8 protein-coding genes are annotated in these 13,288 nt (G+C 34.2%); 1 reads left to right on the plus strand and 7 read right to left on the minus strand.

Translation table 11 applies throughout. The features are described 5' to 3' along the window. Positions 1-7 precede the first annotated feature (7 nt). Positions 8-856: a hypothetical protein gene (locus ACUUYC_RS00725; protein ID WP_474262781.1), complete on the minus strand. Its 849-nt coding sequence runs from the start codon at positions 854-856 to the stop codon at positions 8-10. A gap of 286 nt (positions 857-1,142) precedes the next feature. Between ACUUYC_RS00725 and ACUUYC_RS00730 the strand changes: the two genes are divergently transcribed. Continuing rightward, the gene (locus ACUUYC_RS00730; protein WP_474262784.1) at positions 1,143-2,729 is read left to right on the plus strand and encodes a peptide chain release factor 3; all 1,587 of its coding nucleotides are present in this window, start codon (positions 1,143-1,145) and stop codon (positions 2,727-2,729) included. Positions 2,730-2,995: 266 nt separating this feature from the next. On the opposite strand, the gene ACUUYC_RS00735 is transcribed toward ACUUYC_RS00730, so the two are convergent. The 6 genes from ACUUYC_RS00735 to rplA all read right to left on the minus strand — a co-directional run bounded on the left by ACUUYC_RS00735 (position 2,996) and on the right by rplA (position 13,287). Continuing rightward, positions 2,996-3,307, minus strand: a complete 312-nt coding sequence (locus tag ACUUYC_RS00735; protein WP_474262786.1) for a DUF3467 domain-containing protein — start codon at positions 3,305-3,307, stop codon at positions 2,996-2,998. Between the two features lie 3 nt (positions 3,308-3,310). After that, positions 3,311-7,609 carry a DNA-directed RNA polymerase subunit beta' gene (rpoC, locus tag ACUUYC_RS00740; RefSeq protein WP_474262788.1) on the minus strand — a complete coding sequence of 1,433 codons (4,299 nt, stop codon included), beginning with the start codon at positions 7,607-7,609 and terminating at the stop codon, positions 3,311-3,313. A 67-nt stretch (positions 7,610-7,676) separates the two neighbouring features. Further along, positions 7,677-11,486 carry a DNA-directed RNA polymerase subunit beta gene (gene rpoB, locus ACUUYC_RS00745; protein WP_474262790.1) on the minus strand — a complete coding sequence of 1,270 codons (3,810 nt, stop codon included), beginning with the start codon at positions 11,484-11,486 and terminating at the stop codon, positions 7,677-7,679. 125 nt (positions 11,487-11,611) lie between these two features. Then, the gene (rplL, locus tag ACUUYC_RS00750; RefSeq protein WP_474262792.1) at positions 11,612-11,986 is read right to left on the minus strand and encodes a 50S ribosomal protein L7/L12; all 375 of its coding nucleotides are present in this window, start codon (positions 11,984-11,986) and stop codon (positions 11,612-11,614) included. A gap of 64 nt (positions 11,987-12,050) precedes the next feature. Next, entirely contained in the window at positions 12,051-12,572 is a 522-nt protein-coding gene (gene rplJ / locus ACUUYC_RS00755; protein WP_474262794.1) for a 50S ribosomal protein L10, read from the minus strand. Between the two features lie 25 nt (positions 12,573-12,597). Beyond that, positions 12,598-13,287 (minus strand): 50S ribosomal protein L1, encoded by a 690-nt coding sequence (gene rplA / locus ACUUYC_RS00760; RefSeq protein WP_474262796.1) that lies wholly within the window; start codon positions 13,285-13,287, stop codon positions 12,598-12,600. Position 13,288 lies beyond the last annotated feature (1 nt).

Below are 13,288 nucleotides of genomic sequence, written 5' to 3' on the forward strand. Positions count from 1 at the left end.
CTTTATTTTATAGATATCTAAGTTTAATACTTGAGGTTGTAACTGGAATTGAAGTTATTCGGTATAACTCCTTTTTTTCTTCGTTGTAAATGTAGCCTACAAGATTAATCTTATGGTTTATCAAGATTTGGTTTTTTAGTTGTTTTATTGTTTCACCCTTTTTTCCATCACAACTGTACACTATTGGTATATTGACAGCTAGTTTTGAATTTGCAGGTAAACTAAAAGTAGCTCTACCATTACCAATGTAATTGAAGGCTATTTTTTTATTTTTATTATATATTTTTTTGATGTTGTCATTTGATTTTGGAAAGTTTACAATACTTCCCGCATCAAGTTCTATTTCTGCACTAATTGGATAATCGTTTTTATTTTCAATATTTACCTTTAGTTGATCATTGAACTTTTTACAAACTGTTAAATGGTTACTTACATTAGTAGTCACTGAAATGTAGTTTTGTATATCATCTACTAGATAAACATATACTGGAAGTTTCCGCATATATCTTTCCCAGCGTTTGTGTGCTTCATGCTTTTTATCTCTACTCGTTTCAATCGCTTTTTGCTCCATAGGATACAACTCTTGATTGTCATATACATGTTTTCTGAGTTTTGCTACACCTGTGAGATGTGGTATGATTTTTTGAAAAGAAATGATTCCGTCTACTGTAGTTTCATCTAGTTTTAGGTTTTGCACATCGTAGATTGTTTTTTCTTGCGCAAGTGTATATTGTGTATGTAGCATGCATAGCAACATCACAAAAATAGGGGTAAGCCTTTTAAAAATAAGTATAACAATAGAAATACCGTTTAAGACTTGACGTCTCAACAGTACATCAATAGTAATGTTGTTCATTCGAGTATTTTTAAGGCAGTTAAGGGAAAAATTGGGCAATACTTTCCTTAACATATTTTAACAAATGTAATCACTGATATTAATACATACGTACCAATGCGTATGAAAGGATTTGTTTTTTCGTTAAAATGCAAGCTTTTTTCGTTCAAGTGTTTAGCACGTTTTTTTTAGGATAATCTCATCTTTTTTGTTAAAAAATTACACTTTTAGAACTTAAACTTGTTGTTAACTTTATGTTTTTATTTAATTTAAAAGTGATATTTTTGCCTCCTATTAAATACTTCTAATGAGCATACAACAAGAAATAGCAAAACGAAGAACTTTTGGAATTATATCACATCCAGATGCAGGAAAAACAACTTTAACAGAAAAGCTGTTACTATTTGGTGGAGCTATTCAAGAAGCAGGAGCTGTAAAGAATAATAAGATAAAAAAAGGCGCTACAAGTGACTTTATGGAAATTGAACGTCAAAGAGGAATTTCTGTAGCAACTTCCGTATTAGCTTTTATATATAAAGATAAAAAAATCAACATCTTAGACACACCAGGACACAAAGACTTTGCTGAAGATACTTTTCGTACTTTGAGCGCTGTAGATAGTGTTATTGTTGTAATAGATGTTGCAAAAGGTGTAGAGGAACAGACCGAAAAATTGGTTAAAGTTTGTCGCATGCGAAAGATTCCAATTATCGTTTTTATTAATAAGTTAGATAGAGAAGGAAAAGATGCTTTTGACCTATTGGATGAAGTTGAACAGAAACTGGGTTTGCGTGTTACGCCTTTGAGTTTTCCTATTGGAATGGGATACGACTTTAAAGGTATTTATAATGTTTGGGAAAAAAATATCAATTTATTTACTGGAGAAAACAAACAAACGATTTCTGAAGCCATTCATTTTGAAGATGTTAACAACCCAGAATTAGAAACTTATATTGGAGAAACTTCTGCCGCAACTTTAAGAGAAGAACTTGAATTAGTGTATGAAGTATATCCAAAATTTGATAGAGACGAATATTTAAGTGGAGAATTGCAACCTGTATTTTTTGGTTCTGCATTAAACAATTTTGGAGTTAGAGAGTTGCTCGATTGCTTTGTTGAGATTGCTCCAACTCCTTTAGCTAAAGATTCCGACACACGTTTGGTAAAACCAGACGAAAAGGATTTTTCAGGGTTTGTATTTAAGATTCACGCCAATATGGATCCAAAACACAGAGACCGATTAGCATTTATTAAAATTGTTTCAGGAGTTTTTAAACGAAATACTCCATACCTTCATGTACGACTCGACAAAAAGCTGAAGTTTTCAAGTCCAAATGCCTTTTTTGCAGAAAAGAAACAAATTGTAGACGAATCATTTCCGGGTGATATTGTTGGCCTTCACGATACAGGGAATTTTAAAATTGGTGATACATTAACAGCTGGAGAAAAGATGAATTATAAAGGTGTTCCAAGTTTTTCACCAGAACACTTCAGATACATCAACAATGCTGACCCAATGAAATCCAAACAGTTAGGGAAAGGAATTGCTCAGTTAATGGATGAAGGAGTTGCACAGTTATTTATATTAGATTTGAATGGAAGAAAAATTATTGGTACCGTTGGAGCGCTTCAATATGAAGTAATTCAGTATCGATTAGAACATGAATATGGTGCGAAATGTACGTATGAAAACCTAAATGTTCATAAAGCATGTTGGGTTGAAGTTGACAATGAAAAAGATCCTGAGTTTTTAGATTTTAAACGTGTAAAACAACGATTCTTAGCACGTGATAAAGAAAATAAATTAGTGTTCTTGGCAGATTCTTCTTTTTCACTACAAATGACACAACAGAAATATCCAAAAATAAAATTTCATTTTACAAGTGAATTTTAAAAAATAGACACAAGAATTGAATGATTGAAAGATTCAATTTTCTTTTCAAATATTTCAAAAAACATCATTTTAAAGCTTTTTAACAAGCTTATAGCAAAAAGACATCAATATATATTGATGTCTTTTTTTTATCTTTTAAATACTATTTAAAAAAGTCGATTTTTTAACCTAAATAATTAAAATCTATTTTAAAATATATTTTAATAAGTTTTAATGATTGATCTAAAAATAAAAAAACCTCAATTCGAAAATTGAGGTTTTTTTTATTAAGCTTCTCCAGTTGGTCCAAAATTCATTGGAATTGGAGGTTGTTCAAAATCTTTGATTTGTCCATGAGCTTTTTCAAAGCGATGTATATTTTCACCTAATGCCTTCATTAATCGTTTTGCATGTTGTGGTGTCAATATAATTCTAGATTTCACTTTTGCCTTTGGTCTCCCTGGCATAATGTTTACAAAATCTACTACAAATTCTGATGCTGAATGATTGATGATTGCTAAGTTGGAATAAATTCCTTCCGCCATTGCGTCATCTAACTCAATGTTGATTTGCTTTTCTTTTGCTTTGTCCTGACTCATGTATTAAAAGTTAATTTCGTGCTTAGCAGCCATAATTTCATTGTATTCTTCTCTCGATCCTACAATAATATCATCGTACTTACGCATTCCAGTTCCTGCTGGTATTTTATGCCCAACAATTACATTTTCTTTTAATCCTTCTAATGCATCAACTTTACCACTTACTGCTGCTTCGTTCAGTACTTTTGTTGTTTCCTGGAACGATGCTGCTGAGATAAATGATTTCGTCTGTAATGAAGCTCTTGTAATACCTTGTAAGATTGGTGTTGCCGTTGCCGGAACAATGTCTCTTGCTGTTACTAATTGCTTATCAGCTCTTCTTAATACAGAGTTTTCGTCTCTCAATTCTCTTGGAGAAACAATTTGTCCTGCTTTGAAGTTTTCTGACTCACCTTCGTCTTCAATTACTTTTTGACCATAAAGATTATCATTTTCTCTGATGAAATCAGACTTGTGAATTAATTGGTTTTCTAAGAAGATTGTATCTCCAGGATCTCCAATTCTTACTTTACGCATCATTTGACGAACAATTACTTCAAAGTGCTTGTCATTAATCTTCACACCTTGTAAACGATATACTTCTTGTACTTCATTTACTAAGTATTGTTGTACTGCAGAAGGTCCTTTGATATTTAAAATATCGTTAGGTGTAATAGAACCATCTGAAAGTGGCATTCCTGCACGTACATAATCATTTTCTTGAACTAAAATTTGGTTTGAAAGTTTTACTAAATACTTTCTAACATCTTCAAACTTAGATTCTACAATGATTTCACGATTACCTCTTTTGATTTTTCCAAAAGAAACAACTCCATCAATCTCAGATACAACCGCTGGGTTAGAAGGGTTACGTGCTTCAAATAATTCTGTTACACGTGGTAAACCTCCTGTAATATCTCCTGATTTTGCAGATTTACGTGGAATTTTCACTAAAACTTTACCTACTTTAATCTTTTCACTGTCATCTACCATTAAGTGAGAACCTACTGGTAAGTTGTATGACCTTTGGATTTCTCCTTTACTGTCTAAGATTTGAAGTGTTGGTATTAATTTTTTATTTCTTGATTCAGAAATTACTTTTTCTTGGAATCCTGTTTGCTCATCAATCTCTACTTGGAAAGTAACACCTTGTTCGATGTTTTCATACTTAATCTTTCCTGCAAATTCAGAGATAATTACACCATTATATGGATCCCATTGACAAATAGCTTGGTCCTGCTTGATCGTATCTCCGCTTTTCACAAAGATTGTAGATCCATAAGGAATGTTATTTGTACTTAGTGTGATTCCTGTTTTCTTATCAATTACTTTAATTTCAGAAGTACGAGAGATTACAATGTCAGAAAGTTTTCCTTCGCTGTCTTCTCCTTTAACAATCTTTAATTCTTCAATTTCAGCAACACCAGCAAATTTGGCTTTTAATTGGTTTTCTTCAGAAATGTTACTTGCTGTTCCTCCCATGTGGAATGTACGTAGCGTTAACTGTGTACCAGGTTCCCCAATAGATTGTGCAGCTACAACACCTACAGCTTCTCCAATTTGAACCATTTTGTTTGTAGAAAGGTTTCTTCCGTAACATTTAGCACAAATACCTTTTGGTGCTTCACATGTTAATGGAGAACGAACTTCTACTGATTCTATTGGTGAATCCTCGATTGTTTGTGCAATTTCTTCTGTAATATTTTCTCCTGCAGCAACTAAAACTTCTTCCGTTAATGGATGGTATACATCGTATAGAGAAACTCTACCTAAGATACGTTCTTTTAGTTGTTCAACTACATCTTCATTTTTCTTTAATGCTTTTACTTCAACACCTCTTAATGTTTCACAATCGTCAATATTAACAATTACATCCTGAGAAACATCTACTAAACGACGTGTTAAGTATCCTGCATCGGCAGTTTTTAATGCGGTATCGGCAAGTCCTTTACGTGCACCGTGTGTAGAGATAAAGTATTCTAAGATCGATAATCCTTCTTTAAAGTTAGAAAGAATCGGGTTTTCAATAATTTCTCCACCACCAGCTGTTGATTTTTTAGGCTTCGCCATTAATCCACGCATACCAGTTAACTGACGAATTTGCTCTTTAGAACCACGGGCTCCAGAATCAAGCATCATATACACAGAGTTAAATCCTTGTTGATCTTCACTAATGTGCTTCATAGACAACTCCGTCAAGTTTGCGTTTGTTGTTGTCCATTTATCAATTACCTGATTGTAACGTTCGTTATTGGTAATTAATCCCATGTTATAGTTAGCAGTAATTCCGTCAACTTCTTTGTTTGCTTTGTCAATTAACGACTGCTTTTCTTTTGGAATAATGATATCTCCTAAACTGAATGATAATCCACCTCTAAAGGCAAATCCGTATCCAAGATTTTTGATTTCATCTAAGAAGTTTGCAGTTGTAGGGATGTCAGTAACTCTAAGAATTCCTCCAATAATATTACGCAACGATTTTTTCGTTAATACTTCGTTGATATAACCAGCTTGTGCAGGCACTTTTTCGTTGAAAAGTACACGACCAACTGTTGTTTCTATAATTTGTGGAACTAATTCTCCTTCTTCATTGAAGTCAATTGCTCTAATTTTCATAGAAGCATTCAACTCAATTCTTTTTTCGTTGTATGCCATTACTACTTCTTCCGCAGAGTAGAATGTTAATCCTTCTCCTTTAATTTTACGTTCTGGAGTAGATTTACGCAACTTCGTCATATAGTATAAACCAAGTACCATATCCTGAGAAGGTACTGTAATTGGCGAACCATTTGCAGGATTCAGAATGTTGTGAGAAGCTAACATTAATAGTTGTGCTTCTAAGATTGCTTCTGGTCCTAATGGTAAATGCACCGCCATTTGATCTCCATCAAAATCGGCGTTAAATGCAGTACACACTAATGGGTGTAACTGAATTGCTTTTCCTTCAATAAGTTTTGGCTGGAATGCCTGAATACCTAATCGGTGAAGCGTTGGTGCACGGTTTAGTAATACTGGATGACCTTTAATAACGTTGTCAAGAATATCCCAAACTACTGGTTCTTTCTTGTCTATAATTTTCTTTGCAGATTTTACAGTTTTTACAATACCTCTTTCAATTAATTTACGAATTACAAAAGGCTTGTATAATTCTGCTGCCATGTTTTTAGGCAATCCACATTCGAATAATTTTAATTCTGGACCTACAACAATTACCGAACGTGCTGAATAATCTACACGTTTTCCAAGTAAGTTTTGACGGAAACGTCCTTGCTTACCTTTTAAGGAATCAGATAATGATTTTAATGGTCTGTTAGAATCTGTTTTTACTGCTGATGATTTACGCGTGTTATCGAATAATGAATCTACAGATTCTTGAAGCATACGCTTCTCGTTACGTAAGATTACTTCAGGAGCTTTAATCTCCATTAATCTTTTTAAACGATTGTTTCTGATAATTACTCTACGATATAAATCATTTAAATCAGACGTTGCAAAACGACCACCATCTAACGGTACTAACGGACGTAATTCTGGCGGAATTACAGGAACAACTTTCATGATCATCCATTCTGGACGATTTTCACGATTTTTGTTCGCATCACGTAATGACTCAACAACTTGTAAACGTTTTAATGCTTCCGTTTTACGTTGTTTAGATGTTTCGTTGTTTGCTTTGTGACGTAAGTCAAATGATAATTGATCTAAATCTATTCTAGATAATAATTCAATTAAACACTCAGCTCCCATTTTAGCGATAAACTTGTTAGGGTCATTATCGTCTAAGTATAAGTTTTCTTGTGGAAGTGATTCAAGAATATTTAAGTATTCTTCTTCCGTTAAGAAATCCATTTTTTGAACTGGCTCACCAGCTTCATTTTTAGCTTCACCTGGCTGAATTACTACATAACGTTCGTAGTAAATGATCATATCTAATTTCTTAGATGGTAAACCTAAAAGGTATCCTATTTTGTTTGGTAAAGAACGGAAATACCAAATATGTGCTACTGGTACAACTAAGTTGATATGACCAACTCTATCTCTACGTACTTTCTTTTCTGTTACTTCAACACCACAACGGTCACAAACAATTCCTTTGTAACGAATTCTCTTGTATTTACCACAAGCACATTCGTAATCCTTTACAGGTCCAAAGATACGCTCACAGAATAGTCCGTCACGCTCTGGTTTGTGTGTACGATAGTTGATTGTTTCAGGTTTTAGCACTTCACCTTTTGATGCTGCTAATATAGACTCCGGAGAGGCTAAACCTATCGAGATTTTATTAAATCTCTTTACAGTATTCTTATCTTTATTTCTTGCCATACTAATGGTTGATAATGAATTATGTGTAATTGTAGCCGCCTAACAAAAAGCTAGACGGCATTTTTATTTATTCCTCTAATCTAATGTCTAATCCAAGACCTTTCAATTCATGCATTAATACATTGAATGATTCAGGTAATCCTGGTTCTGGCATTGGTTCACCTTTTACGATTGCCTCGTATGTTTTAGCTCTTCCAATTACATCATCAGATTTTACAGTCAGTATTTCTCTTAACGTACTTGATGCACCATATGCTTCTAGTGCCCAAACTTCCATCTCTCCAAAACGCTGACCTCCAAATTGTGCTTTACCACCTAATGGTTGTTGTGTAATTAACGAGTATGGCCCGATTGAACGTGCGTGCATCTTATCATCTACCATGTGACCAAGTTTCAGCATGTATATAATACCTACTGTAGCTGGCTGATCAAAACGTTCTCCTGTTCCTCCATCATATAAGTATGTATGTCCAAATCTTGGCACACCTGCTTCATCAGTAATCTCATTGATTTGATCTAAAGAAGCTCCATCAAAGATTGGTGTTGCATATTTTTTATCAAGCTTTTCTCCTGCCCATCCTAATACCGTTTCATAAATCTGACCGATATTCATACGAGAAGGTACACCTAATGGATTTAATACAATATCAACTGGCGTTCCATCTTCTAAGAAAGGCATATCTTCCTGACGTACAATACGTGCTACAATACCTTTGTTACCGTGACGACCTGCCATTTTATCACCTACTTTTAGTTTACGCTTTTTAGCGATGTAAACTTTTGCTAGTTTTAAAATTCCTGCTGGTAATTCATCTCCAACTGATATTGTAAACTTATCTCTTCTTAATGCTCCTTGAAGGTCATTAAGTTTGATTTTATAGTTGTGTACTAAATCTGCAACTGCTCTGTTTGTATCATCATCAGTAGTCCAAGTTCCACCTGTTAAATGCGCGTAGTCTTCTACTGCGTTTAACATTTTTAATGTGAACTTTTTCCCTTTTGGCAATACTTCTTCACCAAGATCATTTTGAACTCCTTGAGAAGTTTTACCATTTACAATTGTAAATAGTTTTTCAATTAAAACATCTCTTAAGTCTTCAAACTTAGTTGCATATTCAAGTTCTAAAGTTGCGATTTCCTCTTTATCTTTAGCTCTTTTGCGCTTGTCTTTGATAGCGCGTGCAAATAATTTTTTATTAATTACAACTCCGTGTAATGATGGAGATGCTTTTAATGAAGCATCTTTTACATCACCTGCTTTATCTCCAAAGATTGCACGTAATAATTTTTCTTCTGGTGTAGGATCTGATTCTCCTTTTGGAGTAATTTTACCAATTAGAATGTCTCCAGGTTTTACTTCGGCTCCAATTCTAATCATTCCGTTTTCATCTAAGTCTTTTGTAGCCTCTTCAGAAACGTTAGGAATGTCATTTGTTAATTCTTCAGCTCCTAATTTTGTATCTCTTACATCCATTGAATATTCATCAATGTGAATAGACGTAAAGATATCTTCACGAACTACTTTTTCAGAGATTACAATTGCATCCTCAAAGTTATAACCTTTCCAAGGCATGAAGGCAACCTTCATGTTTCGTCCAAGTGCAAGTTCTCCTTTTTGAGTTGCATATCCTTCACAAAGTACTTGTCCTTTTTTAACTCTATCACCTCTTCTTACAATTGGCTTTAAGTTAATAGATGTACTTTGATTGGTTTTACGGAATTTAATTAAGTTGTATGTTTTTGAATCACCATCAAAACTCACCAATCTTTCATCTTCCGTACGATCGTATTTGATTGTAATTTTATTTGCATCTACATACTCTGCGTATCCATCTCCTTCAGCATTTATCAATACTCTTGAATCAGAAGCAACTTGACGTTCTAATCCTGTTCCTACAATTGGTGATTGTGGACGTAATAATGGTACTGCTTGACGCATCATGTTAGATCCCATCAATGCACGGTTGGCATCATCATGTTCCAAGAATGGAATTAACGATGCAGAGATTGATGCAATTTGGTTTGGCGCAACATCTGTGTAATCAACTTCTGATGGAGTTACTACTGGGAAATCTCCTTCTTCACGTGCAATTACTTTTTCAACACTGATTGTACCGTCTTCAGTTATTGGAATGTTTGCTTGTGAAATTTTCATTCCTTCCTCTTCCTCAGCACTTAAGTATGCAAACTTGTTGATATCAACTTTTCCATTCTCTACCTTACGGTAAGGAGTTTCCAAGAATCCCATAGAGTTTACTTTTGCAAATACTCCAAGAGAAGATATTAATCCAATGTTTGGTCCTTCAGGTGTTTCAATAGGACATAAACGTCCGTAGTGTGTATAGTGAACATCTCGCACCTCAAATCCTGCTCTTTCTCTTGAAAGTCCTCCAGGTCCTAAAGCTGATAGACGACGCTTGTGTGTAATTTCTGCTAATGGATTCGTTTGATCCATAAACTGCGACAACTGATTCGTCCCGAAGAATGAATTAATTACAGATGATAAGGTTTTAGCATTAATCAAATCGATTGGTGTAAATACCTCGTTATCTCTAACATTCATACGCTCACGGATTGTTCTTGCCATACGCGCAAGTCCAACACCGAATTGTTGTGCTAATTGTTCTCCTACTGTACGAACACGTCTGTTAGATAAGTGATCAATATCATCAATTTCCGCTTTTGAGTTAATTAACTCAATTAGGTATTTAATGATTGTGATAATATCTTCTTTCGTTAAGACTTGCTTATCCATAGCGATATTCAACCCTAACTTCTTGTTCATACGGTAACGACCTACTCCACCAAGGTTATAACGTTGGTCAGAGAAGAATAATTTATCGATGATACCACGTGCTGTTTCCTCATCTGGCGGCTCAGCATTACGAAGTTGACGATAAATATGTTCTACGGCTTCTTTTTCAGAGTTCGTAGGATCTTTTTGTAATGTATTATGGATAATCGCATAATCACCAGCTTGGTTCTCTTCTTTATGTAAAAGAACAGTTTTTACACCAGCTTCAACGATTTCTTCTATATGGTCTTTTTCTAAAACAGTATCTCTATCAAGAACAATTTCGTTACGCTCTATAGATACTACTTCTCCTGTATCCTCATCTACGAAGTCTTCATGCCATGTATTTAATACACGTGCTGCTAACTTGCGACCTAATACTTTTTTAAGTCCGCTTTTAGATACTTTTACTTCTTCCGCAAGGTCAAATATCTCAAGGATATCTTTATCACTTTCAAAACCAATAGCTCTAAATAATGTAGTTACAGGTAATTTTTTCTTTCTATCAATATATGCATACATTACACTATTGATATCTGTTGCAAATTCTATCCATGATCCTTTGAAAGGAATTACTCTGGCAGAATAAAGCTTTGTTCCATTTGCATGGAAAGATTGTCCAAAAAATACCCCTGGAGAACGGTGTAATTGAGAAACTACTACACGCTCTGCTCCGTTGATACAGAATGTTCCACTTGGAGTCATATAAGGAATAGTTCCTAAATAAACATCTTGTACAATTGTTTCAAAGTCTTCATGCTCTGGATCTGTACAGTATAATTTCAAACGTGCTTTTAATGGCACACTGTACGTTAATCCTCTTTCAATACATTCTTGAATATTGTATCGTGGTGGATCGACAAAGTAATCGAGGAATTCTAATACGAATTGATTACGCGTGTCTGTAATTGGAAAGTTTTCTTGGAAGGTGTTGTATAATCCTTCTTCGCCACGCTCTTCCGACTTCGTTTCTAATTGAAAGAAATCTTGGAATGATTTAATCTGAATATCTAGGAAATCTGGATATTTAGGTGTGTGTTTTGCCGAGGCGAAATTTAATCTTTCAGTCTGATTTGTGAACATCAATGGACAATATTATGATTAAAATAAAATAAAATAAAACGTATTCACGCTTATATACACAAAAGGGTTTAGGTCTCAGGGGACATTCCCAAAGACCTAAACCAAGTTTTTATAGCTTGGTAAGCTTATTTAAGCTCAACCTCTGCTCCTGCTTCTTCTAAAGATGTTTTAAGACCTTCAGCCTCATCTTTAGATACTCCTTCTTTGATTGCAGCTGGTGCAGAATCAACAATACCTTTAGCATCTTTAAGACCTAAACCTGTTAATTCTTTTACCAATTTAACTACTGCTAATTTAGAAGCTCCAGCAGCTTTTAAGATAACATCAAACTCAGTTTGCTCATCTTCTCCACCACCGTCAGCAGCAGGTCCAGCAGCAACTACTGCTGCAGCAGCAGCAGGCTCAATACCGTACTCATCTTTTAATATATCTGCTAATTCGTTAACTTCTTTTACAGTAAGGTTAACTAATTGTTCTGCGAATTCTTTTAAATCTGCCATTTTCTATCGTTTTAAAAATAATGTTTTGTTAAATATTTGTTTTATTAAGTGCGTACTTTTTAAATTATCTTTCAGATAATGTTTTTAAGATACCAGCAAGTTTTCCTCCTCCAGATTGAAGAGCAGAAACAACGTTCTTAGCAGGAGATTGTAATAATCCAATGATTTCTCCAATAAGCTCTTCTCTAGATTTGATGTTTACTAATGCATCTAATTGGTCGTCTCCAACAAAAACTGCTGTTTCAATAAAAGCTCCTTTTAAGATTGGCTTTTCAGCTTTTTTCTTCTTTCTGAACTCTTTGATTAGTTTTGCAGGAGCGTTTCCTGTTTCTGAAAGCATTAATGAAGTGTTCCCTTTTAATACATCAGGAAGTTCTCCAAAATCTTTTTCAGAAGCCTCCATTGCTTTTGCAAGCAATGTGTTTTTGATTACTGCAAGTTTAATATTTTCTTTAAAACATGCTCTTCTTAAATCTGAAGTTGCTTCAGCATTTAATCCAGAGATGTCTGTCAAATAAATATTTGTATTATCGGCTAACTGTGCAGTTAATTCTTCTATTACTACTAATTTTTCTTCTTTAGTCATGATAAAAATCGTTTTTAACTACCAATTAAACTGTCTTTAGATCAACAGCAATACTTGGGCTCATAGTACTAGACATATAAATACTTTTAATGTATGTACCTTTTGCCGCAGTTGGCTTCAATTTTAGTAATGTTTGTAATAATTCATTTGCATTCCCTTCAATTTTATCTGCAGAGAATGAAGTTTTTCCTATTGCTGCATGAACGATTCCAGTTTTATCAACTTTAAAGTCAATTTTACCAGCTTTCACTTCTCTTACAGCTTTTGCAACATCCATTGTTACTGTTCCTGTCTTTGGGTTAGGCATTAAACCTCTTGGTCCTAATATACGACCTAAAGGACCTAATTTACCCATAACGCTTGGCATCGTGATGATTACATCAACATCTGTCCAACCACCTTTTATTTTTTGAAGGAATTCATCTAATCCAACAAAGTCTGCTCCTGCTTCTGTAGCTTCAGCTTCTTTGTCTGGAGTTACTAATGCTAAAACTTTTACATCTTTACCTGTTCCGTGTGGTAATGTTACCACTCCTCTTACCATTTGGTTAGCTTTACGTGGATCAACACCTAATCTAACAGCAAGGTCTACAGACGCATCAAATTTTACATTTGTTATTTCTTTAACTAAGCTTGATGCTTCAGTAACAGAATATAATTTATTTCTGTCTACTTTAGCTAAAGCTTCTTTTTGCTTTTTTGTTACTCGTGCCATT

Source organism: Kordia sp. E, from assembly GCF_056033805.1.

Coding starts and splice junctions, on each gene's coding strand:
- ACUUYC_RS00725 (WP_474262781.1), bottom strand. CDS start 856: ATGAACAACATTACTATTGATGTACTGTTGAGACGTCAAGTCTTAAAC.
- ACUUYC_RS00730 (WP_474262784.1), top strand. CDS start 1,143: ATGAGCATACAACAAGAAATAGCAAAACGAAGAACTTTTGGAATTATA.
- ACUUYC_RS00735 (WP_474262786.1), bottom strand. CDS start 3,307: ATGAGTCAGGACAAAGCAAAAGAAAAGCAAATCAACATTGAGTTAGAT.
- rpoC (WP_474262788.1), bottom strand. CDS start 7,609: ATGGCAAGAAATAAAGATAAGAATACTGTAAAGAGATTTAATAAAATC.
- rpoB (WP_474262790.1), bottom strand. CDS start 11,486: ATGTTCACAAATCAGACTGAAAGATTAAATTTCGCCTCGGCAAAACAC.
- rplL (WP_474262792.1), bottom strand. CDS start 11,986: ATGGCAGATTTAAAAGAATTCGCAGAACAATTAGTTAACCTTACTGTA.
- rplJ (WP_474262794.1), bottom strand. CDS start 12,572: ATGACTAAAGAAGAAAAATTAGTAGTAATAGAAGAATTAACTGCACAG.
- rplA (WP_474262796.1), bottom strand. CDS start 13,287: ATGGCACGAGTAACAAAAAAGCAAAAAGAAGCTTTAGCTAAAGTAGAC.